Genomic DNA, 21,324 nt, shown 5'->3' with positions numbered 1-21,324 from the left:
ACACGACCGTATGGGCCTGTAGGAGCGAGCGGGCGGCGATCCGACTTGCCCGCGATGAACGGTGATGAAGTCAGCTGGACGGCCGCTTCAATTCCGGCAGATCCGGCAGCTTCTTCGGCGCGTTGATCCGCACCCGTTTCTGCCGGTTCAGCTCGCCGCTGATCAGGCTCACCTGGCTCTTGGACACGCCGAACGCCTTGGCCAGGAAGGCCATCAGGTAGGCGTTGGCCTTGCCTTCCACCGGCGGCGCGGTGAGGCGGATCTTCAGGCGCTCGCCATGCAGCCCGGCGAAGTCATCGCTACGGGCCGCAGGTTGCAGGTGACACTCCAGGATCAGGTCGTCGCCGTCCCAGCGAAAGTAGCTCATTACAGAGGCCGGGTCAGATCAGCAGACGCAGGATTTCCGGCATCATGGTCATGGCTGCCAGGTTGTTGATCACCAGCATGTCGATCAGCTTGAGCACCATGAACGCCAGGATCGGCGAGATATCCAGGCCGCCCATGCTCGGCAGGATACGGCGGAACGGCGCCAGGGCCGGCTCGCAGATCTGGTTGACCAGCTCGGCGCCCGGGTTATGGCTGCCCGGGGCGACCCAGGAAAGGATCACGCTGATGATCAGGGCGAAGAAGAAAATCTTCATGAACAGCGCGGTCACGCCAATGATCGACCAGATCAGCAGCTGTACCGGGTTGCCGGTGGTGCCGTAGGTCAGCAGCAGGGTCAGGGCCATCAGCAGCAGTTGCACGACGATCGCCAGGATCAGCGACGACATGTCCAGACCGAACAGGCTCGGGATGACCCGGCGCATCGGCTTGAGCAGCGGCTGGGTGGCGCGCACGGCGAACTGGCACAGCGGGTTGTAGAAGTCGGCGCGTACCAGTTGCAGCACGAAGCGCAGCAGCACGATCAGCAGGTACAGGCTGCCCAGGGTTTGCAGCACGTACACCGCCGCAGTGTTCAATCCAATCATCATTGGCTCCTTATTGGCCCAGTTGTTCGGCCATCTCGGCCGAGCGGTGCGCTGCGGCACCCAATGCTTTTTCCACCAGGGCTTCGAAGCCGCTGGCCTGGAACGACTTGATCGCCGCCTCGGTGGTACCGGCCGGCGAGGTCACGCGGCGGCGCAGTTCGGCCGCGTCGACGTCGCTGGACACCGCCATGTGCGCCGCGCCCAGCGCGGTCTGCAGGGTCAGTTGCCGGGCGGTTTCCCGTGGCAGGCCGAGCTTCTCGCCAGCGGCGGTCATGGCTTCGATCAGCAGGAAGAAATACGCCGGGCCGCTGCCGGACACGGCGGTTACTGCGTCCAGTTGCTGCTCCTGTTCCAGCCACAGGACGATGCCCACGGCAGACAGCAGCTCTTGCGCCTGCTGGCGTTGCTCCGCGCTCACCGCGGCGGTGGCGTACAGGCCGCTGGCGCCCTGGCGCAGCAGGGCCGGGGTGTTGGGCATGCAGCGCACGATCGGCTGCTCGCCGAGCCATTTGTTCATGCTGGCGCAGGTGATGCCGGCGGCGATGGACACGATCAGCTGGTGCGGCTTCAGGCTGGGGCGCAGGGCTTCGCACACGGCCTTCATGGCCTGTGGCTTGACCGCCAGCACCACCACGTCGACGCCGGCGATGGCCTCGGCGTTGTCGGCGAACACTTCAATGCCGTGCTCGGCCTGGACCTTGGCGCGGGTTTCGGTGCCCGGGTCACTGGCGCGGATCTGGCTGGCGTCCAGGCCCTTGGCGCGCAGGCCGCCGATCAGGCTGGCAGCCATGTTGCCGGCGCCGATAAAGGCGATACGAGTCTTGCTCATGACAGGTCCTTATTCAGAGGTGAGGCCGCCACGGTCATGGCTGGCCGTATGACCAGAGTCGCGGGCGCCAAACAAAGCGGTACCGATACGTACCCAGGTGGCGCCTTGGGCGATGGCCGCTTCGAGGTCGTGGCTCATGCCCATGGAAAGTGTGTCGGTTGACAGGTCCAGGCTTTCGTTCAGGCGGCGTACGGCCGCGAAGGCGGCGTCCTGGGCGGCTCGATCTTCGGTCGGCTCGGGAATCGCCATCAGCCCGCGCAGTTTCAGGCGCGGCAAGGCGCCGATGGCGCTGGCCAGGGCGGGCAGGTCGGCCGGTGTGCAGCCAGACTTGCTGGCCTCGCCACTGACATTGACCTGAATGCAGATATTCAACGGCGGCAGGTCGGCCGGGCGTTGCTCGGACAGGCGTTGAGCGATTTTCAAGCGATCCACGGAATGCACCCAGGCGAAGTTCTCGGCGATAGCGCGCGTCTTGTTCGACTGAATGGGGCCGATGAAGTGCCAACTCAAGGGCAGGTCGCCGAGTTCCGCCTGTTTGCCTAGGGCTTCCTGCAGGTAGTTCTCGCCGAAGTCGCGTAGACCGGCGGCATAGGCTTCACGCAGCGCCGCGGCAGGCTTGGTCTTGCTCACGGCCAGCAGGTGGACGCTGCTTTCGTCACGTTGCGAGGCCTGCGCCGCGGCACGGATCCGTGCGCTAACCAGGGCGATGTTGTCTGCTATCGTGGACATTCGATGTACGCCAGCGGGTCTTGGGTTCGCGGCATTCTACTGGAATTGGGGAACGCTATGGATATCACTGAGTTGCTGGCCTTCAGCGTCAAACAGGGCGCTTCGGACCTGCACCTCTCGGCCGGTTTGCCGCCGATGATTCGTATCGACGGCGATATTCGCCGGATCAACCTGCCGGTGCTGGAGGCGCAACAGGTGCACGAGCTGATCCTGGCCAGCATGAGCGACCCGCAGCGGGCCGAGTTCAAGGCCGCGCTGGAGATCGACTTTTCCTTCGCGGTGCCGGGCCTGGCGCGTTTTCGGGTCAATGCCTTCAACCATCAGCGCGGTGGCGGCGCGGTCTTTCGCAGTATTGCGGCCAAGGTGCCGAGCCTGGACGAGCTGGGCATGGGCGAGGTGTTTCGCCGCATCAGCGAAGTGCCCCGCGGCCTGGTGCTGGTGACCGGGCCGACCGGTTCCGGCAAGTCGACCACCCTGGCGGCGATGATCGATCACCTGAACCAGAGCCGGCATCAGCACATCCTCACCATCGAGGACCCCATCGAGTTCATCCACGAATCGAAGAAGTGCCTGATCAACCAGCGTGAGGTGCATCGCGACACCCGCAGTTTTTCCACGGCGCTGCGTTCGGCCCTGCGCGAAGACCCGGATGTGATCCTGGTCGGTGAGATGCGCGACCTGGAAACCATTCGCCTGGCGTTGACCGCCGCGGAGACCGGGCATCTGGTGTTCGGCACCCTGCACACCACCTCGGCGGCGAAAACCGTGGACCGGGTGGTGGACGTGTTTCCAGCCGAGGAGAAGGCGATGGTCCGCTCCATGCTCTCGGAATCGCTGCAGGCGGTGATTTCCCAGGCGCTGGTGAAGCGGGTCGGCGGAGGCCGGGTAGCGGCTCACGAGATCATGCTGGGCAGCGCGGCGATCCGTAACCTGATCCGCGAGGACAAGGTGGCGCAGATGTATTCGGCGATCCAGACCGGCGGGGCGCAGGGGATGCAGACCCTGGACATGAGCCTGAAGGCGCTGGTGGATGCTGGGCTGGTCAGCCGGGAGCACGCTCGGGAGAAGGCGCGGGCGCCGGAGAGTATTTAAGGGGGGAGGTGTCAGGGCGGCAAATGCAATCGCGAGCCATCGAGCGTGGCTGCTCGATGACTCGCGATCAGGGAAAGCGGATCAGCGCTGAACGATGCGCAGGGTGTTCTGCTCTTTTGGCAGAACCCGCTTGGCCACTACGTAGTTCTTGTCCCAGTACGGCTTCTTCAGGGTATCGATGCTCACCGACTTGCCGCGACGCGGCGCGTGGATGAAACGATCGTTGCCCAGGTAGATGGCGACGTGGTTGACCCGGCGGCTCTTGAGGTTGAAGAACAGCAGGTCGCCAGGCTTGAGGTCCTTGCGCTCGACTTTCTGCCCGTGACCGCTGGCCATGGCATTGGAGGTGCGCGGCAGATCGACGGCGGCAACGTCGTTGAACGCGTATTTCACCAGGCCGCTGCAGTCGAAGCCTTTGCTTGGGCTGCTGCCGCCCCAACGGTAAGGGGTACCCAGTACGTTGACGGCACGGCTGAGCACGGTGCTGCTCTGCTTGGCCGCCATCTGCGGCACCGGCTTGCTGCTGACGCTGCTCAGGTGAGTCGGGCGTTTGACCGACAGCTTGTTCTTGGCGCTGTTCTTGCTGACTTGGGTGACGTGGGCTTTTGGAGTGAAGCCGTTCACGTTAGGAAGACGTTGCTCACGATTGGTGGCGTGGGCGGCCAGTGGCATCAATAGGCAAATGGTTAGCCATGTCTTGAAAAATGGACGCATTAGGCAAGGCTCATATGGGTTAGCGCGCAACTTTATAACAGCTTTTTTGTCACTTCTCAGGCCGTTGGTCGATTCAACCTGGAGGTCAAATTCGCTGAAGAGGCGGCAAATTGACGCAATTGTCCGACAGAAGTCAGGCAGTACAAGGGTTTCACGGCAGCGACCTTAACATTTGCCACACGTCGGCCGCCTGTAAAAAAGTCACAAAGAATTAAAGAAAATTTATCTATTGCGTGGAACGAGGTACTCAATGAACACCTATCGCGCCGACGGCTCGACCCATGACACCCACAGCAAGGTGATCGGTTACCTGTTGTGGATTTTCGGTTTTACCGGCTCTCACCGCTTCTATTACGGCAAGCCGATTACCGGGACTATCTGGTTTTTCACCCTGGGCTTGCTGGGCATCGGCTGGCTGATCGACCTGTTCCTGATCCCGGCCATGGACCGCGAGGCCGACCTGCGTTTTACCCCGGGACCTATCGAATACAGCGTCGCCTGGATCCTGCTGACCTTTCTCGGGATCTTTGGCGTGCACCGCATGTACCAGGGCAAATGGATCAGCGGCCTGCTGTACCTGCTGACTGGCGGGGTGTTCTTTCTGGGGGTCTTGTATGACTTCTGGACGCTGAACGACCAGGTGTCGTTGCGTAACGCGCAGCGGCGTTAAGTGTCGAGGGCGTCATCGCGGGCAAGCCTCGCTCCTACGGATGTTCTATCTGTAGGAGCGAGCGGGCGGCGATCCGACTTGCCCGCGATAACCGGCGCCGCAGGACTCAGCCCTTGTGGCTGATCCGTCCATCCACCAGGGTGTAACGCACCACGCCCGGCAGGCTATGGCCGAGGAACGGGCAGTTCTCGCCTTTCGACAGCCAGTGTTCGCCAGCCACGGTGGACGTGCTCGGGTCGAACAGCACCAGGTCCGCCGGAGCGCCCACCGCCAGCTTGCCGGCTGGCAGGCGCAGGGCGTCGGCCGGGCCGCTGCTCAGGCGGGCCAGCAGGGTTGGCAGGTCGAGCAGGCCGTCTTCCACCAGGGTCATGGCCAGTGGCAGCAGTAGCTCGACGCTGCTGATGCCCGGCTCGGTGGCACCGAAAGGCGCCAGCTTGGCGTCGCGTTCATGGGGCTGGTGATGGCTGGAAATGGCCTGGACCACTCCGGACTTCACGGCTTCACGCAGGCCTTCGCGGTCGGCGCGCGAGCGCAGCGGCGGCTGTACGTGATAGAGGCTGGAGAAGTCGATCAGCGCGTCGTCGGTGAGGATCAGCTGGTACAGCGCCACGTCGGCGGTCACCGGTAGGCCACGGGCCTGGGCCTGGGCGATCAGGGCCACGCCCCGGGCGCTGGTCAGCTGGCTGAAGTGGGCGCGCACGCCGCTTTGCTCCACCAGCAGCAGGTCGCGGGCCAGGGCCACGGTTTCCGCGGTTTCCGGAATGCCCGGCAGGCCGAGGAAGCTGGCGGTGGCGCCTTCGTGGGCCAGGCCGCCTTCGGCCAGGTCGCGGTCCTGGGAGTGGAAAATCACCGTCAGGTCGAAGGTTGCCGCGTATTCCAGCGCCCGGCACAGGGTGCGGGTGCTGCGAAAGCTCTCCAGGCCGTTGCCGAAGGCCACGCAGCCGGCGTCGCGCAGGGCGATCAGCTCGGCCAGCTGTTCGCCGTCCAGGCCTTTGCTCAGGGCGCCGATCGGGAACACCTTGGTATTGCCGGCTTCGCGGGCGCGATCGAGGATCAGCTCGGCCACCGCCGAGGTGTCCAGCACCGGCTTGGTGCGCGGCGGGCAGCACAGGCTGGTGACGCCACCGGCGGCGGCGGCGCGGGTTTCGCTGGCGATGGTGCCTTTGCGGCTGTAGCCCGGTTCACGCAGGGAGACGTTCAGGTCCACCAGCCCGGGCGCGGCCACCAGGCCCTTGGCGTCGAGGCTTTCGACCGCGCTGAAACCGGCCGGGGCGGCGCCGATGGCGACGATCTTGCCGGCTTCCAGATGGATATCGCTGACTTGATCCAGGCCGCTGCTTGGATCGATGACACGGGCGCCGAGAATGCTGAGCTTCACTGGGCGTTCTCCTGCTCGAATTGTCGCTGGGCGGTCTGCCCGCTCATGGCCATGGACAGTACGGCCATGCGTACCGCGATACCGTAGGTCACCTGGTTGAGGATCACCGAGTGCGGACCGTCGGCCACCGCCGATTCGATCTCCACGCCGCGGTTGATCGGGCCCGGGTGCATGACGATGGCGTCCGGCTTGGCGCCGGCCAGGCGTGCGGTGGTCAGGCCGAACAGGCGGTAGAACTCGCCCTCGCTCGGCAGCAGGCCGCCCTGCATGCGCTCACGCTGCAGGCGCAGCATGATCACCACGTCGACGTCCTTCAGGCCTTCGGCCATGTCGGTGTAGACCTTCACCCCGTATTGCTCGATGCCGATCGGCAGCAGGGTCTTTGGCGCGATCACCCGGATGTCCGGGCAACCCAGGGTTTTCAGGGCCAGCATGTTCGAGCGCGCCACTCGCGAGTGCAGGATGTCGCCGACGATGGCCACCGAGAGGTTTTCGAAACCGCCCTTGTGCCGACGGATGGTGAGCATGTCGAGCATGCCCTGGGTCGGGTGAGCGTGGCGGCCGTCGCCGCCGTTGATGATCGCCACCTGCGGGCACACATGTTCGGCGATGAAGTGCGCGGCACCGGAGTCGCCGTGGCGCACGACGAACATGTCGGCGGCCATGGCTTCGAGGTTGCGCAGGGTGTCGAGCAGGGTTTCACCCTTGCTGGCCGAGGAAGTGGACACGTTGAGCGTGATCACGTCCGCCGACAGGCGCTGGGCCGCCAGTTCGAAGGTGGTGCGGGTGCGGGTGGAGTTCTCGAAGAACACGTTGCACACGGTCTTGCCGCGCAGCAAAGGGACTTTCTTCACCGCCCGGGCGCCGACTTCGAGGAAGGAGTCGGCGGTGTCGAGGATTTCCGTCAGCAGCTCGCGACGCAGACCGTCGAGCGAGAGGAAGTGGCGCAGCTGGCCCTGATCGTTGAGCTGCAGCGGGCGCTTGGCGTCTAGAGGCGTCATCGCAATGGACTCTTTAGAGGGGCGAATTAAAGGGCGAGGTCTTGAAGCTCGAGTTGAAGCGGCGCAGGACCGGACAATTTTACCCGTTCGTGGGCGGCCAGCGACAGGGTGGCGCCGACCACGTTCGGGCGGATCGGCAGCTCGGCGGCGTCCAGGTCCAGCAGGCAGACCAGGGTCACGCTGGCCGGGCGACCGTAGTCGAACAGCTCGTTGAGGGCGGCGCGGATGGTGCGGCCGCTCATCAGCACGTCGTCGATCAGGATCAGGTGCTGGCCCTCGATCTCGAACGGCAGCTCGGAAGGGCGCACTTGCGGGTGCAGGCCGTTCTGGCTGAAGTCGTCGCGGTAGAAGGACACATCCAGGGTACCCAGCGGCGCGTCGCTGCCCAGTTCGGCGAGCAGGGCCTGGGCGACCCAGACGCCGCCGGTACGGATGCCGATATAGCGGGGCTCGCTGATGGCGCGTTGTTCCAGGTGGGCGGTGAGACGCACGGCCATCTGGCTGATCAGTTCGGCGGGATTGGGCAGGCTCATGATTGCTCCTTCGTGGGCCCGCGCCTGGTTGCGTGCAGCAAGGCGCAGGGTCTTACGGCTGGTGTTGTGGCCAGGAGGCGCGCGGCCGGGGGTGACCACGCATCTTCAGGATTCGGCGTTTCAGTTGTTCAACAGCGCTGCGTTTTCGTCGAGCCAGCCTTGCAGCAGCAGGGCGGCGGCGATGGCGTCGACCGGGTTGTCGCGGTAACTGCCTTTCTGGCCGCCACGTGCCAGGCGTTCGCCCTTGGCCTCGAAGGTGGTCAGGCGTTCGTCATGGGTATAGAAGGGCAGGTTGTAGCGACCGTTGAGGCGCCGGGCGAACTTCTCGGCGCGCACGCACATCTCGCTCGGGGTGCCGTCCATGTTCAGCGGCAGGCCGACCACCACCGCGTCCGGCTTCCATTCCTTGATCAGGGCTTCGACCTGATTCCAGTCCGGCACACCGTTCTGCGCCTTCAGGGTGCACAGCTCGCGGGCCTGGCCGGTAATCGCCTGGCCGACCGCCACGCCGATCTGCTTGGTGCCGTAGTCGAACCCGAGGATCAGTCGCAGGGCCATCAGGCGTGGCCCGCCTGGCTGGTCAGCAGGGCGAGGTTGATGCCCAGGTGCTTGGCTGCCGCTTCCAGGCGCAGTTCGCTGCTGGTGTTGAACAGGATGTCGGCGTCGAACGGGCAGGTCAGCCAGGCGTTATTCGCCAGTTCGGCCTCCAGCTGCCCGGCTTCCCAGCCGGCGTAACCCAGGGCGATCAGGCTTTTCGCCGGACCGACGCCGTCGGCGATGGCGAACAGCACGTCCTGGGACGTCGACAGCGACAGGCCGTCCAGCTCGACCGTGGCCTGGAAGGTCGGGCCGCTGGGGTGCAGGACAAAGCCGCGATCGGTCTGCACCGGGCCGCCGATGAAGATCGGCACATGCTGGCAGAGCGCAGGCGGGTCGATCTCGGGGCGCAGTTGCTCGAGGATGTCGGCGAGGTTCAGGTCCTGCGGACGGTTGACCACCAACCCCATGGCGCCATTGGCATTGTGCTCGACGATGTAGGTCAAGGTGTGTGCAAAGTTCGGGTCGGCCATGTGTGGCATGGCGATCAGGAAGTGATGCTTGAGGTAGCTGGGGCTGACGTTCTTCATGAGCGCTAGTGTGGCGGTGGAGGGGCGAACTGACAAGCTGGGGATGCTCTCATTCCCCGCGAATCCTGCAGGGGGATCAGTTGCTGGACAGCCTGTCGCCGCGGGCGAACTTCCAGGTGCGGATGATCTCCAGGCGGTCGATATCCGACAGGTCGCCGGTAAAGGGCGCGAACGGCGCCGCCAGGCGCACGATGCGCTGGGCCGCCTGGTCCAGCAGCGGCTGGCCGGAGGACTCCAGTACCAGCACCTCGTACAGCGAGCCGTCGCGATTGATCGACACCATCAGCCGCAGGTTGCCGTAGATCTGCTTGCGCCGGGCTTCTTCCGGGTAGTTGAGGTTGCCGATGCGCTCGACCTTCTTGCGCCATTCGTCCTTGTACCAGGCGCCCTTGTCGCGCATGGTCGAGGCCGCGCTCAGGCGGTGGATGCGCGGACGCTTGGCGTACAGCTGCTGCTCCTGGGCCAGTTCGGCCTCCAGGCTGGCGATGTCGCTGGACAGCTGCTCGCTGTCGAACGTCGGTACGGGAACCTTGGGTTTGGCCTCGGTCTTGACCTCTTCACGCTTGGTGACGGTCTTTTTCGGTTTCGGCGCGGTGGTGGCGACCGCGGCCTTGGGCGCGGCTTCCTTGACCTCGGTCTTGGCCGGGGGCGGCGGAGTGACCTTGTTGACTTTGTTTTCCTGGAACGGCGCCACTTCGGTGGTCTTCGGGATTGCCTTCTTGTCCAGGGTGCCGCTGCCTTCCTGGTTTTCCTGGGCAAGGAAATCGGCCTTCTTCGGCTTGGTCTCGCTCTTGAAGGTGGCCAGGGTGATTTCCAGGGTCTTGCTGATCTGCTTGGGTTCGGCGAAGGAGAAACCCAGGCCGAGAATCAGCGCGATATGCAGCAGGGCGGCCAGGAACAGGGTAAATCCCAGGCGATCGGCCGGGCGCACGCCGCTGTAGGCCAGCTCGGGGGGCAGGTCGGAAGGGAGAGCCATCAGCGGTTCACAAAAGTCATCAGCGGTTCAACATCACAAAAAACTTCACAAGACCAACATTGCGGGTTTCACAGGCGGCGCATGATAACGCAATGTTGGTTTGTGCTTGGCAGTTCTGGATCAACGAGCCTTGAGCTTCTGATCGATGGCATCCATCAGCATTGCGCCGATATTGGTGCCGAAGGCGTTGTCGATCTCGCGGATGCAGGTCGGGCTGGTGACGTTGATTTCGGTCAGGTGCTCACCGATCACATCGAGCCCCACGAACAGCAGGCCTTTTTCGCGCAGGGTCGGGCCGATTTGCGCGGCGATCCAGCGATCTTTCTCGGTCAGCGGCCGGGCTTCGCCACGGCCACCGGCGGCGAGGTTGCCACGGGTTTCACCCTGGGCGGGAATCCGCGCCAGGCAGTAATCCACAGGCTCGCCGTCGATCATCAGGATGCGTTTGTCGCCATCGACGATGGCCGGCAGATACTCCTGGATCATGATCTGCTGCTTGCCATGCTGGGTCAGGGTTTCGAGGATCACCGAGAGGTTCGGGTGGCCGGCGGTGTGACGGAAGATCGACGAGCCGCCCATGCCGTCCAGCGGCTTGAGGATCACGTCACCGTGATGGTCGGCGAATTCGCGCAACACGTCCGGGCGACGGCTGACGATGGTCGGCGGGGTGCACTGCGGGAACAGGGTGGCGAACAGCTTTTCATTGCAGTCGCGCAGGCTCTGCGGCTTGTTGACCACCAGCACGCCGTCGCGCTCGGCCTGCTCCAGCAGGTAGGTGGAGTAGACGAACTCCATGTCGAACGGCGGGTCCTTGCGCATCAGGATCACGTCCAGTTCGCTCAGGGCGCTGTCGGTCTCGGCTTCCAGTTCGAACCACTTCTGCGGGTCGGCGAACACCTTCAGCGGACGCATCCGCGCCCGGGCCACGCCACCGGTCGCCTGGTACAGGTCCTGCTGTTCCATATAGAACAGGGTCCAGCCGCGCTCCTGGGCGGCCAGCAGCATGGCCAGCGAGCTGTCCTTCTTATAGGAGATGCTGGCGATAGGGTCCATGACAATCCCGACGCGAACGCTCATGGGCGGTTTCCTCGAAAATTAGTGGGCGCAATGGCTTGAAAAAGTGGCGTCAGAGTGGCGCTCGGGCGGTTCCCGGTCAAGGAAAAACCACCGCGCCGGTCGGCCGATAGATTGCATGGGGAGAGTATGCTAAAAAGGCTCGCATGCCGTGCTCAGGCCTTGAACATCAAGGGCTTGAGGCATTGGCCAGCAGTACGGGCAGAAAATCGATTCACTGTGGCGATGGTAGAGCAGATATGGAACAGCAATCCAGCGCCCTCAAGGTGATGGTGATCGATGATTCGAAGACGATTCGCCGCACGGCCGAAACGCTGCTGAAGAATGTCGGCTGTGAAGTCATCACCGCGGTCGACGGTTTCGAGTCCCTGGCCAAGATCGCCGACAATCACCCGGACATCATCTTCGTCGACATCATGATGCCGCGGCTCGATGGCTATCAGACCTGCGCACTGATCAAGAACAACAGCGCGTTCAAGTCCACGCCGGTGATTATGCTGTCCTCCAAGGACGGTCTGTTCGACAAGGCCAAGGGTCGCATCGTCGGCTCTGACCAGTTTTTGACCAAGCCTTTCAGCAAGGAAGAGCTGCTGAGCGCGATCAAGGCCCATGTGCCGGGGTTCGCCGCAGTAGAACAAGCACATTGAGGTCCGGCCAGCGGGCCGCACGCCTATTCGTATGGGGAAGACCATGGCTCGTATTCTGATCGTCGATGACTCGCCGACTGAAATGTACAAACTGACCGGCATGCTGGAAAAGCACGGTCATGAAGTCCTGAAGGCCGAAAACGGCGCCGACGGCGTGGCCCTGGCGCGCCAGGAAAAACCCGACGCGGTCTTGATGGACATCGTCATGCCCGGCCTCAATGGCTTCCAGGCCACCCGTCAGTTGACCAAGGACGCGGAAACCAGCCATATCCCGGTGATCATCATCACCACCAAGGATCAGGAAACCGACAAGGTCTGGGGCACTCGCCAGGGCGCCAAGGATTACCTGACCAAGCCGGTCGACGAAGACACCCTGATCAAGACCCTGAACAACGTCCTGGCCGGCTGACCGCCCGCGCCATGGCCGAGTCGCAAACCGCCTTCGAACTGCTGCTCGAGATCGACCAGCGCTGCCGCCTGCTGGCGGCCGACCTGCCTTCCCAGGAAACCCGCCAGCACGGCTGGAGCGGTATCGGCTTTCGTATCGGCGAGCATTGGTATGTGGCGCCGATGGGCGAAGTCAGCGAAGTCCTGCACGAGCCCCGTTATACGTTGCTGCCCGGGGTCAAGCCCTGGGTCAAGGGCGTGGCCAACCTGCGCGGACGGCTGCTGCCGATCATGGACCTGTGCGGGTTCTTCGGCCATGAGCTGTCGGCGCTGCGCAAGCAGCGGCGGGTGCTGGTGGTCGAGCACAAGGAAGTATTCGCCGGCTTGATGGTGGACGAGGTGGCCGGCATGCAGCATTTCGAGCAGAGCAGCCTGAAGACGGCTGCCAGCGGTAGCGAACAGGGCGCCATCACGCCGTACCTGCGGGGGTATTTCCCCTGCGAGCAGGTCTGGTGGGTATTCAGTCCCTTCGCCCTGGCGCAGTCGCCGGGGTTTCTGGATGTGGCGCTGTAGGCGCGAGGCGTGCCCGCGAAAGGGATGACGCGGTTTTGCAGGTTCACCGTGTGATGTTTATCGCGGGCAACAGAACAACCGGAATTCAGGTGTGCAGATGCTAAAAGCCAACCCAGGCAAGCCAATGGAAGGATCGCGCAGCCGCTCGCAGATCATCGTGCTGTTCATCGCCCTGATCGTGTTCATCATGCTGCTGTTCGCCAACTTCGCTTACCTCAACACCCAGGCCACTTACGACAAGCAGTACATCGGCCACGCCGGCGAGCTGCGGGTGCTGTCCCAGCGCATCGCCAAGAACGCCACGGAAGCCGCGGCGGGCAAGGCCGCGGCCTTCAAGCTGCTGGGCGATGCGCGCAACGATTTCGCCCAGCGCTGGGGCTACCTGAAAAAAGGCGACCCGGCCACCGGGCTGCCCGCCGCGCCCGTGGCGGTGCGCAAGGAAATGCACGCGGTGCAGCAGGACTGGGACAAGCTGCTGCACAACGCCGACGCGATCCTGGCCAGCGAACAGACCGTGCTGTCCTTGCATCAAGTAGCCGCGACCCTGGCGGAAACCGTGCCGCAGCTGCAGGTCGAGTATGAAAAGGTCGTGGAAATCCTCCTGCAACGCGGCGCTCCAGCCGCCCAGGTGGCCATGGCGCAGCGCCAGTCGCTGCTCGCCGAGCGCATTCTCGGCGCGGTAAATACCGTGCTGGCCGGCGACGAGAACGCGGTGCAGGCCGCCGACGCCTTTGGCCGTGACGCGGCGCGCTTCGGCCAGGTGCTGAGCGGCATGCTCCAGGGCAACCCGACCCTGAAGATCAGCCAGGTCGAGGACCGCGATGCGCGGGCGCGCCTGACCGAGATCAGCGAGCTGTTCCAGTTCGTCTCCGGCTCGGTGGACGAAATCCTCGAAACCTCTCCTGAACTGTTCCAGGTCCGCGAATCGGCGAGCAATATCTTCAGCCTGTCGCAGACCCTGCTCGATGAAGCCTCGCACCTGGCTGTCGGCTTCGAGAACCTGGCTGGCGGCCGTTCGCTGGACACCATCGGCGGCTATGTCCTGGGTTTGGCGGCGCTGGCCTCGATCATCCTGATCGGCATGGTGATGGTGCGTGAAACCAATCGCCAGCTGCACGAGACCGCCGAGAAGAACGAACGCAACCAGAACGCGATCATGCGTCTGCTGGACGAGATCGAGGACCTGGCCGACGGCGACCTCACCGTGACCGCCTCGGTGACCGAGGACTTCACCGGCACCATCGCCGACTCGATCAACTATTCCGTGGACCAGTTGCGCGACCTGGTGGCGACCATCAACCTCACCGCCGGCCAGGTCGCCGGCGCGGTGCAGGAAACCCAGGCCACCGCGATGCAACTGGCCGAAGCCTCGGAGCATCAGGCCCAGCAGATTTCCGAAGCCTCCACCGCGATCAACGAAATGGCCCAGTCCATCGACCAGGTGTCGGCCAACGCCGCCGAGTCCTCGGCGGTGGCCGAGCGTTCGGTGGAGATCGCCAACAAGGGCAACGAGGTGGTGCACAACACCATTCATGGCATGGACAACATTCGCGAGCAGATCCAGGACACCGCCAAGCGGATCAAGCGCCTGGGCGAGTCTTCCCAGGAAATTGGCGACATTGTCAGCCTGATCGATGACATTGCCGACCAGACCAACATCCTCGCGCTCAACGCGGCGATCCAGGCCTCCATGGCCGGGGATGCCGGGCGCGGGTTCGCGGTGGTGGCCGATGAGGTGCAGCGCCTGGCGGAGCGTTCTTCGGCGGCGACCCGGCAGATCGAGACCCTGGTGCGGGCGATCCAGACCGACACCAACGAGGCGGTGATCTCCATGGAGCAGACCACCTCGGAAGTGGTGCGTGGCGCCCGGCTGGCGCAGGATGCCGGGGTGGCCCTGGAAGAAATCGAAGGCGTCTCCAAGACCCTGGCGGCGCTGATCCAGAGCATCTCCAATGCCGCCCAGCAGCAGACTTCGTCGGCCGGACAGATATCCTTGACCATGAACGTGATCCAGCAGATTACTTCACAGACTTCGTCCGGCTCGACCGCGACGGCCGAAAGCATCGGCAACCTGGCGAAAATGGCCAGCCAGCTGCGGCGCTCGGTGTCCGGTTTCACCTTGCCGGCCAGTCGCGAGCAGACGCCGCGGGAAAACCGCTGAGGCCGGAGCACGACTTTGATGGGAATGGTAATGGGTGATCGGCACGACTATGTGGCCCTGGAATGGGTCAAGGGCGAAATTGCCGAAACGCTGAAGCAGGCCCACCAGGCGCTCGATCATCTGGTCGACGAGCCGCAGGCGGTGGAAGCCCTCGACCAGTGCCTGGACTGCATCCACCAGGTCCACGGCAGCCTGCAGATGGTCGAGTTCTATGGCGCGGCGCTGCTCGCCGAAGAAATGGAAGCCCTGACCCTGGCCCTGCGCGAGTACCGCGTGGCTCAGCGCGACGAGGCGATCTACCTGCTGCGCCAAGCCATCAGCCAGTTACCGCAGTACCTCGACCGGGTGCAAAGCGCGCGCCGCGACCTGCCGCTGGTGGTCTTGCCGTTGCTCAACGACCTGCGCAGCGCCCGGGGCGAAGGCCTGCTGAGCGAAACCAGCCTGTTCAGCCCGCAACTGCCGGACCTGCCGGCCCTGGACGAGGTGACGCTGAACCGCCTGGCGCCCCCCGACCTGACCATCCTGCTGCGCAAGTTGCGGCACATGCTGCAAACCGCGCTGGTCGACCTGCTGCGCGAACAGGATGTGAAAAACAGCCTGGGCTACATGGCCAAGGTCTTCGAACGCCTCCAGGTGTTGTGCCAGAACGCCCCGCTGGGGCCCTTGTGGCAGATCGCCCTGGCCCTGGTGGAAGGCATGGGCAGTGGGGCGATCGCCAACAGCCCGGCGGTGCGCAGCCTGCTCAAGGATGCCGACCGCGAACTCAAGCGCCTCTATGAACAAGGCATCGTCGGGATCAACCAGCCGGCCCCCGACGAACTGCTGAAAAGCCTGCTGTTTTACATCGCCAAGGCCCGCTATCCCACCGCGCAGATGCAGACCATGAAAGACGCTTACGGACTCGATGACGCTTTGCCCGACACTGCGCTGGTCGACCAGGAGCGGGCCCGCATGGCCGGCCCGGACCGCGATGCCATGCGCTCGGTGCTGTCGGCCCTGTGCGAGGAGCTGGTGCGGGTCAAGGAACGCCTGGACCTGTTCGTGCGCAGCGACCGCCAGCACGCGTCGGACCTGGACAGCCTGCTGGCGCCCTTGCGGCAGATTGCCGACACCCTGGCGGTGCTGGGTTTCGGCCAGCCGCGCAAGGTCATCATCGACCAGCTGGCGGTGCTGCTGAGCCTGGCCCAGGGCCAGCGCGAACCGAATGACGCGGTGCTGATGGATGTGGCCGGGGCCCTGCTGTATGTCGAGGCGACGCTGGCCGGGATGATCGGCCCGGCCGAGCCCGAGAGCCGCGAAGAAAGCCGCCTGCCGACCACCGACCTGACCCAGATCCACCAACTGGTGATCAAGGAGGCGCGGATCTGCCTGCAGCAGGCCAAGGACCTGATCGTCGACTACATCGACGCCGGTTGGGACCGCGAGCACTTGCAGGCGCTGCCGGAGCTGCTGACCCAGGTGCGTGGCGCTTTGGCGATGATCCCCCTGAGCCGGGCGGCGGGTCTTTTGCAGGCCTGCATCGGCTTCGTGCGTGAACACCTGCTGCTGGACCCGTGCCAGCCCGGCTGGCAGCAGTTGGACAATCTGGCCGACGTGATCACCAGCATCGAGTATTACCTGGAGCGCCTGAGCGACGATCACCAGGCGCCGGGGGAAAAGATTCTCGACGTGGCCGAGCAGGGCCTGGCGGCGCTGGGCTATGTGCCACAAAAGCAGGCACCGGACGAGTTGCTAGCGAGCGAACAGGTGCCGCTGCTCAGCGATGTGCTCAGCCCCAACGAGGCCCTGGTGATGCAGGACCTGCAGGAGCTGGACAGCCCGGAAGTGGTGCAGTCCCTGGCCGATGTGCTGGCCAGCCCGGTCTCGGCGCTCAACCCGCCGGCGCTGGATACGCCGGGCAGCCTGTTGCCGCCGCCGGGCGATGAAGCGCCGGTGGACGACGAGCTGCGTGAAGTCTTCCTCGAAGAGACCGACGAAGTGCTCGACGTGCTGCGCGAGTACCTGCCGCGCTGGGCCGCCGACCCTCACGGCAAGGCGGCGCTGGGCGAGCTGCGCCGAGCCTTCCACACCCTCAAGGGCAGCGGGCGAATGGTTCGCGCACTGGTGCTGGGCGAACTGGCCTGGGCCGTGGAAAACCTGCTCAACCGCGTCCTGGAACACAGCGTGGAGCCGGGGCCGCAGGTGCGGCAACTGCTCGAAGAGGTATTGCAGCTGCTGCCGGAGCTGGTCGCCGAGTTCGCCGCCCAGGCCCAGCGCCAGCGCGACGATGTCGACCGCCTGGCTGCCCGGGCGCACGCCCTGGCCAAGGGCGACACGGCGTCGGTAGACGGGCTGGAAGACGGGCTCGATCCGCAGTTGCTGGAGATCTTCCGCAACGAGGCCGAAACCCATCTGGAGAGCATCAAGCGTTTTCTCGATCAGGCTGCCGAGCACTTGCCCTTGCAGGCCAGCGACGAATTGCAGCGTGCCCTGCACACCCTCAAGGGCAGCGCCTATATGGCCGGCGTGCTGCCGATCGCCGAGCTGGCGGCGCCGCTGGACCTGCTGGCCCGGGAGTATCGCGCGCACCTGATGGCCCTGGACCTGGACGAAGTCGAGCTGCTGCTGGAAGCCGAAGGCCTGTTTCGCCGTGGCCTGCAACAGCTGGGCAGCGATCCGCTGGTGCCCATCGAAGGTGCCGCCGACCTGATCGAACGGGTCAAGGCGCTGACCGCCGAGCGCCTGGAAAGCCTGCTCAGCGCGCCCAATACCGGGCTGCGGGTCAAGCGCGACGCGCAATTGATCAGCAGCTTCCTGGCCCAGGGCATGGACATCCTGCTGGATGCCGAAAACCTGCTGCGCCGCTGGCAGCAGCACCCGGGCGAGCGCCAGGAACTCAGTGCGCTGCTGGACGAACTGACCACCCTCGGCGAAGGCGCGCACCTGGCGGACCTGCAGCCGATGGACGAGCTGTGCGAAGCGCTGCTGGACCTGTACGGCGCCGTGGAAGAAAGCAGCCTGGCGGTGGGCGAGCGGTTTTTCCATGAGGCGGAAAACGCCCACGAAGCCCTGATCAACATGCTCGACGAACTGGCTGCCGGCCAGGAAGTCAGCCCGCAACCGGCCATGGTCCGGGCCTTGCGCGAACTGCTCGAGGAGAGCCTCGACCCGTCGGCCATGGGCCTGATTCGCAGCGACGGCAGCCGCACCCTGAGCATCACCGACCTGGCCAGCGCCACCGCCGAGATGGAGCAGCAGGCGCCGATCGAGGTGGAGGGCCCGGACGATGAAATCGTGGCGATCTTCCTCGAAGAGGCGGTGGATATTCTCGACAGCGCCGGCCAGGCCTTGCAGCGCTGGCTGGCCGACCCGGACAACGGCGCGCCGCTGTCTTCCCTGCAACGCGACCTGCACACCCTCAAGGGCGGCGCGCGCATGGCCGAAGTCGGCCCGGTGGGCGACCTGGCCCAGGAACTGGAAAACCTCTACGAAGGCCTGGTGGACCGCCGTTACCAGCATGGCGAGGCCCTGGCCGACCTGCTGCGCCGCAGCCATGAGCAACTGGCGCTGCTGTTGCAGCAGTTGCAGGCGCAGCAAACGCTGAGTGATCCCAAGGCGCTGATCGAAGCGATCCGCAGCTTTCGCCAGCGCAGCGGGGTCACCAGCGAGGTGCCCGAGGCCGCGGTGGCTGACGATTCGGCGGCCCACGATCCGGAGCTGCTGGAGATTTTCCTCGAAGAAGGTTTCGACATCCTCGACAGTTCGGGGGCGGCGCTGACGCGCTGGCAGGCCGAACCGGCCAGCCGCCAGGAAGTGGAAACCCTGCTGCGTGACCTGCACACCCTCAAGGGTGGCGCGCGCATGGTGGAGATCGCGCCGATCGGCGACTTGGCCCATGAACTGGAGTTTCTCTACGAAGGCCTGTCCGCGGGCCTGCTGCAACCCACGCCGGCGCTGTTCGGCCTGTTGCAAAAAAGCCAGGACCGCCTGGCGCAGATGCTCGACGCCGCCCGTGCCGAACAACCGATCAAGCCAGCCGACAGCCTGATCGAGGCGATTCGCGGCTTCACCCATCCGACCCAGGCCGAAGCGCCGCCTCTGTTGCTGCCCGACCTTAGCCCCCCGAGCAAACCCGAACCGCCAGTGGTGCCGGCGGAAGCCGCGGTGGCCGGGGATATGGTCAAGGTCTCGGCCGAGCTGCTCGATGATCTGGTCAACCTGGCCGGGGAAACCTCGATCTTCCGGGGGCGCATCGAGCAGCAGGTCAACGATGCGCGGGTGGCCCTGAGCGAAATGGAAACCACCATCGAGCGTATTCGCGACCAGTTGCGCCGCCTGGACACCGAAACCCAGGGGCGGATCCTCAGCCGCCAGCAGGTCGAGGCTGAGCGCCTGGGCTACGAAGAGTTCGACCCGCTGGAGATGGACCGCCATTCGCAGTTGCAGCAACTGTCGCGGGCCTTGTTCGAGTCGGCGTCCGACTTGCTCGACCTCAAGGAAACCCTCGACCGGCGCAACCAGGACGCGGAAAACCTGTTGCAGCAGCAGGGGCGGGTCAATACCGAGCTGCAGGAAGGTCTGATGCGCACGCGCATGGTGCCGTTCGAGCGCCTGGTGCCGCGGCTCAAGCGCATCGTCCGCCAGGTGGCCGAGGAGCTGGGCAAGGACGTGTCGTTCAGCGTCGGCAATGCCGAGGGCGAGATGGACCGCAACGTGCTGGAACGCATGGTCGCGCCCCTGGAACACATGCTGCGCAATGCCGTCGACCATGGCCTGGAGTCCGCCGAGGTGCGCCGCGCCGCGGGCAAGCCGGAACAGGGGCGGATCACCCTGGACCTGTCCCACGAAGGCGGCGATATCGTCTTCGACATGCGCGACGACGGCGCCGGGGTGCCGCTGGAAGCGGTGCGGCGCAAGGCGATCAAGCGTGGCCTGCTCGCCCCCCATGTCGAGATCAGCGACCGCGACGTGCTGCAATTCATCATGCAGCCGGGGTTTTCCACTGCGGAGAAAATCACCCAGATTTCCGGGCGCGGTGTGGGCATGGACGTGGTCCATGAAGAGGTGCGCCAGCTCGGCGGTTCGATGACCATCGACTCGATCCCGGGGCAGGGCGTGCATTTTCGCATTCGCCTGCCGTTCACCCTGTCGGTCAACCGGGCGCTGATGGTGCAGTGCCTGGAGGAGCAGTACGCGATCCCGCTGAACACCATCGAGGGCATCGTCCGGGTGCTGCCCCACGAACTGGAAAGCTACTACCAGCTCGACTCGCCCCATTACCAATACGCCGGTCAGCGTTATGAGCTGTGTTACCTCGGCGAGCTGCTGCACACCGTGGCCCGGCCGAAACTGCTGGGGCAGAGCCTGCCGCTGCCGGTACTGCTGGTGCATTACAACGAACACCGGATCGCCGTGCAGGTGGACGCCATGGCCGGCACCCGGGAAATCGTGGTCAAGAGCCTGGGGCCGCAGTTCGCGGCGGTGCAGGGTCTGTCCGGCGCGACCATCCTCGGCGATGGCCGGGTGGTGCTGATTCTCGATCTGCTGGCACATATCCGCGCCCTGCAAACGCGTTTGCCGATGCCGCGCATGGCGGCCGGTGATGAAGTGATTGCCGAGGTCGAGCCGCTGCGGCCGAGGCTGGTGCTGGTGGTCGACGACTCGGTGACGGTGCGCAAGGTCACCAGCCGCCTGCTGGAACGCCACGGCATGAACGTGCTGACTGCCAAGGATGGAGTCGACGCCATGGCGCTGCTGCAGGAGCACACCCCGGACCTGATGCTGCTGGACATCGAAATGCCGCGCATGGACGGCTTCGAGGTGGCGATGCAGGTGCGCGCCGACCCGCGCCTGCAACAGCTGCCGATCATCATGATCACCTCGCGCACCGGCCAGAAACACCGCGACCGGGCCATGGCCATCGGCGTCAACGATTACCTCGGCAAGCCTTACCAGGAGTCGGTGCTGCTGGAGAGCATCGCCCAGTGGAGCAGACCCCATGCATGACTACCGCGCCAGCTTCCTCACCGGACTGCTGCTGCCCCTGGCCGACCGCACCCTGATCCTGCCCAACGTCGCCGTGGCCGAATTGATCGACTACCAGCGCGGCGAACCCGCCAGCGACGCGCCGCCCTGGTACCTGCGCTCTGTCGCCTGGCGCGACCGTCAGCTGCCGCTGATCAGCTTCGAAGCCGCCTGCGGCCAGCCCCTCGCCATCGGCGAACGCGCCCGCATCGTCGTGCTCAACACCCTGGGCGGCCGCGAGCGCCTGAAGTTCATCGCCCTGGTGATCCAGGGCATCCCGCGCTCCTGCCGGCTCGACAGCCAGCTGAGCTACGTCGACGTGCCGTTGTGCCGGCTGGAAAAGGCTGCGGTGCAGGTGGGGGAGCAGGTGGCGAAGATTCCGGATCTGTTGGGGTTGGAGGAGATGCTGGTGAAGGCAGGGTTGTCCTAGATCCTTTCGAGTGACTTGATCGTTCTCAG

The 21,324-nt window shown here is 64.9% G+C and carries 20 protein-coding genes; 8 read left to right on the top strand and 12 right to left on the bottom strand.

Features of this window, described 5'->3' with window-relative positions; all coding sequences use genetic code 11:
* Positions 1–70 precede the first annotated feature (70 nt).
* Genes C4K38_RS30095 through C4K38_RS30080 form a run of 4 tightly spaced genes read right to left on the bottom strand, consistent with a single transcriptional unit; the run spans position 71 to position 2,529 of the window.
* Positions 71–367, bottom strand: a complete 297-nt coding sequence (locus tag C4K38_RS30095) for a DUF167 domain-containing protein (RefSeq protein ID WP_053281276.1) — start codon at positions 365–367, stop codon at positions 71–73.
* Positions 368–380: 13 nt separating this feature from the next.
* Positions 381–971: a YggT family protein gene (locus tag C4K38_RS30090; RefSeq protein ID WP_009051315.1), complete on the bottom strand. Its 591-nt coding sequence runs from the start codon at positions 969–971 to the stop codon at positions 381–383.
* Between the two features lie 10 nt (positions 972–981).
* A complete protein-coding gene (gene proC / locus C4K38_RS30085; protein WP_053281275.1) occupies positions 982–1,800 on the bottom strand; it encodes a pyrroline-5-carboxylate reductase in 819 nt (272 codons plus the stop codon).
* 9 nt (positions 1,801–1,809) lie between these two features.
* Entirely contained in the window at positions 1,810–2,529 is a 720-nt protein-coding gene (locus tag C4K38_RS30080) for a YggS family pyridoxal phosphate-dependent enzyme (RefSeq protein WP_053281274.1), read from the bottom strand.
* 57 nt (positions 2,530–2,586) lie between these two features.
* Between C4K38_RS30080 and C4K38_RS30075 the strand changes: the two genes are divergently transcribed.
* Positions 2,587–3,621 (top strand): type IV pilus twitching motility protein PilT, encoded by a 1,035-nt coding sequence (locus C4K38_RS30075; protein ID WP_025807185.1) that lies wholly within the window; start codon positions 2,587–2,589, stop codon positions 3,619–3,621.
* 81 nt (positions 3,622–3,702) lie between these two features.
* Here C4K38_RS30075 and C4K38_RS30070 read toward each other — a convergent pair whose 3' ends face one another.
* Positions 3,703–4,335: a C40 family peptidase gene (locus C4K38_RS30070; protein ID WP_053281273.1), complete on the bottom strand. Its 633-nt coding sequence runs from the start codon at positions 4,333–4,335 to the stop codon at positions 3,703–3,705.
* A gap of 250 nt (positions 4,336–4,585) precedes the next feature.
* On the opposite strand from C4K38_RS30070, the gene C4K38_RS30065 reads away from it, so the two are divergent.
* Complete coding sequence (locus tag C4K38_RS30065) at positions 4,586–5,005, top strand: NINE protein (protein ID WP_053281272.1); 420 nt, start codon at positions 4,586–4,588, stop codon at positions 5,003–5,005.
* A 106-nt stretch (positions 5,006–5,111) separates the two neighbouring features.
* Here C4K38_RS30065 and C4K38_RS30060 read toward each other — a convergent pair whose 3' ends face one another.
* The 7 genes from C4K38_RS30060 to gshB form a co-directional block, all read right to left on the bottom strand.
* Positions 5,112–6,383: a dihydroorotase gene (locus C4K38_RS30060; RefSeq protein ID WP_053281271.1), complete on the bottom strand. Its 1,272-nt coding sequence runs from the start codon at positions 6,381–6,383 to the stop codon at positions 5,112–5,114.
* On the bottom strand, positions 6,380–7,384 hold the full coding sequence (locus tag C4K38_RS30055) for an aspartate carbamoyltransferase catalytic subunit (protein WP_007929978.1): 1,005 nt from the start codon (positions 7,382–7,384) through the stop codon (positions 6,380–6,382). The genes C4K38_RS30060 and C4K38_RS30055 overlap by 4 nt, the downstream gene beginning before the upstream one ends.
* Positions 7,385–7,410: 26 nt before the next feature.
* Positions 7,411–7,917, bottom strand: coding sequence for a bifunctional pyr operon transcriptional regulator/uracil phosphoribosyltransferase PyrR (gene pyrR / locus C4K38_RS30050; RefSeq protein ID WP_007929976.1), 507 nt, complete (start codon positions 7,915–7,917; stop codon positions 7,411–7,413).
* Positions 7,918–8,037: 120 nt separating this feature from the next.
* Positions 8,038–8,475, bottom strand: coding sequence for a Holliday junction resolvase RuvX (gene ruvX, locus C4K38_RS30045; RefSeq protein ID WP_009046019.1), 438 nt, complete (start codon positions 8,473–8,475; stop codon positions 8,038–8,040).
* Positions 8,475–9,044: a YqgE/AlgH family protein gene (locus tag C4K38_RS30040; protein WP_025807188.1), complete on the bottom strand. Its 570-nt coding sequence runs from the start codon at positions 9,042–9,044 to the stop codon at positions 8,475–8,477. The genes ruvX and C4K38_RS30040 overlap by 1 nt, the downstream gene beginning before the upstream one ends.
* 76 nt (positions 9,045–9,120) lie before the next feature.
* Complete coding sequence (locus C4K38_RS30035) at positions 9,121–10,020, bottom strand: energy transducer TonB (RefSeq protein WP_053281270.1); 900 nt, start codon at positions 10,018–10,020, stop codon at positions 9,121–9,123.
* Between the two features lie 120 nt (positions 10,021–10,140).
* Positions 10,141–11,097: a glutathione synthase gene (gshB, locus tag C4K38_RS30030; RefSeq protein ID WP_053281269.1), complete on the bottom strand. Its 957-nt coding sequence runs from the start codon at positions 11,095–11,097 to the stop codon at positions 10,141–10,143.
* A gap of 236 nt (positions 11,098–11,333) precedes the next feature.
* On the opposite strand from gshB, the gene pilG reads away from it, so the two are divergent.
* From pilG to C4K38_RS30000, 6 genes are all read left to right on the top strand, one after another.
* Positions 11,334–11,741, top strand: coding sequence for a twitching motility response regulator PilG (gene pilG, locus C4K38_RS30025; RefSeq protein ID WP_009051308.1), 408 nt, complete (start codon positions 11,334–11,336; stop codon positions 11,739–11,741).
* 43 nt (positions 11,742–11,784) lie between these two features.
* Complete coding sequence (pilH, locus tag C4K38_RS30020) at positions 11,785–12,150, top strand: twitching motility response regulator PilH (RefSeq protein ID WP_007953328.1); 366 nt, start codon at positions 11,785–11,787, stop codon at positions 12,148–12,150.
* Positions 12,151–12,161: 11 nt separating this feature from the next.
* On the top strand, positions 12,162–12,701 hold the full coding sequence (locus C4K38_RS30015) for a chemotaxis protein CheW (protein ID WP_038575084.1): 540 nt from the start codon (positions 12,162–12,164) through the stop codon (positions 12,699–12,701).
* A gap of 97 nt (positions 12,702–12,798) precedes the next feature.
* Entirely contained in the window at positions 12,799–14,862 is a 2,064-nt protein-coding gene (locus tag C4K38_RS30010; RefSeq protein WP_053281337.1) for a methyl-accepting chemotaxis protein, read from the top strand.
* Between the two features lie 30 nt (positions 14,863–14,892).
* Positions 14,893–20,847, top strand: a complete 5,955-nt coding sequence (locus tag C4K38_RS30005; RefSeq protein ID WP_053281268.1) for an Hpt domain-containing protein — start codon at positions 14,893–14,895, stop codon at positions 20,845–20,847.
* Positions 20,840–21,295, top strand: coding sequence for a chemotaxis protein CheW (locus C4K38_RS30000; protein WP_009046013.1), 456 nt, complete (start codon positions 20,840–20,842; stop codon positions 21,293–21,295). The genes C4K38_RS30005 and C4K38_RS30000 overlap by 8 nt, the downstream gene beginning before the upstream one ends.
* The last annotated feature ends 29 nt before the right edge of the window (positions 21,296–21,324 follow it).

The organism is Pseudomonas chlororaphis subsp. piscium (genome assembly GCF_003850345.1).
GTDB lineage: Bacteria > Pseudomonadota > Gammaproteobacteria > Pseudomonadales > Pseudomonadaceae > Aquipseudomonas > Aquipseudomonas piscium.
The sequence above is the reverse complement of the archived record's forward strand: the minus strand, read 5'-3'. Positions and strand labels throughout refer to the sequence as shown.

What these genes read in the sequence shown, in the direction of transcription:
- C4K38_RS30035 (WP_053281270.1), bottom strand. Translation starts at nt 10,020, where the DNA reads ATGGCTCTCCCTTCCGACCTGCCCCCCGAGCTGGCCTACAGCGGCGTG.
- pyrR (WP_007929976.1), bottom strand. Translation starts at nt 7,917, where the DNA reads ATGAGCCTGCCCAATCCCGCCGAACTGATCAGCCAGATGGCCGTGCGT.
- gshB (WP_053281269.1), bottom strand. Translation starts at nt 11,097, where the DNA reads ATGAGCGTTCGCGTCGGGATTGTCATGGACCCTATCGCCAGCATCTCC.
- pilH (WP_007953328.1), top strand. Translation starts at nt 11,785, where the DNA reads ATGGCTCGTATTCTGATCGTCGATGACTCGCCGACTGAAATGTACAAA.
- proC (WP_053281275.1), bottom strand. Translation starts at nt 1,800, where the DNA reads ATGAGCAAGACTCGTATCGCCTTTATCGGCGCCGGCAACATGGCTGCC.
- C4K38_RS30005 (WP_053281268.1), top strand. Translation starts at nt 14,893, where the DNA reads ATGGGTGATCGGCACGACTATGTGGCCCTGGAATGGGTCAAGGGCGAA.
- C4K38_RS30055 (WP_007929978.1), bottom strand. Translation starts at nt 7,384, where the DNA reads ATGACGCCTCTAGACGCCAAGCGCCCGCTGCAGCTCAACGATCAGGGC.
- C4K38_RS30095 (WP_053281276.1), bottom strand. Translation starts at nt 367, where the DNA reads ATGAGCTACTTTCGCTGGGACGGCGACGACCTGATCCTGGAGTGTCAC.
- C4K38_RS30080 (WP_053281274.1), bottom strand. Translation starts at nt 2,529, where the DNA reads ATGTCCACGATAGCAGACAACATCGCCCTGGTTAGCGCACGGATCCGT.
- C4K38_RS30070 (WP_053281273.1), bottom strand. Translation starts at nt 4,335, where the DNA reads ATGCGTCCATTTTTCAAGACATGGCTAACCATTTGCCTATTGATGCCA.
- C4K38_RS30075 (WP_025807185.1), top strand. Translation starts at nt 2,587, where the DNA reads ATGGATATCACTGAGTTGCTGGCCTTCAGCGTCAAACAGGGCGCTTCG.
- C4K38_RS30015 (WP_038575084.1), top strand. Translation starts at nt 12,162, where the DNA reads ATGGCCGAGTCGCAAACCGCCTTCGAACTGCTGCTCGAGATCGACCAG.
- pilG (WP_009051308.1), top strand. Translation starts at nt 11,334, where the DNA reads ATGGAACAGCAATCCAGCGCCCTCAAGGTGATGGTGATCGATGATTCG.
- C4K38_RS30065 (WP_053281272.1), top strand. Translation starts at nt 4,586, where the DNA reads ATGAACACCTATCGCGCCGACGGCTCGACCCATGACACCCACAGCAAG.
- C4K38_RS30090 (WP_009051315.1), bottom strand. Translation starts at nt 971, where the DNA reads ATGATTGGATTGAACACTGCGGCGGTGTACGTGCTGCAAACCCTGGGC.
- C4K38_RS30040 (WP_025807188.1), bottom strand. Translation starts at nt 9,044, where the DNA reads ATGAAGAACGTCAGCCCCAGCTACCTCAAGCATCACTTCCTGATCGCC.
- ruvX (WP_009046019.1), bottom strand. Translation starts at nt 8,475, where the DNA reads ATGGCCCTGCGACTGATCCTCGGGTTCGACTACGGCACCAAGCAGATC.
- C4K38_RS30000 (WP_009046013.1), top strand. Translation starts at nt 20,840, where the DNA reads ATGCATGACTACCGCGCCAGCTTCCTCACCGGACTGCTGCTGCCCCTG.
- C4K38_RS30010 (WP_053281337.1), top strand. Translation starts at nt 12,799, where the DNA reads ATGCTAAAAGCCAACCCAGGCAAGCCAATGGAAGGATCGCGCAGCCGC.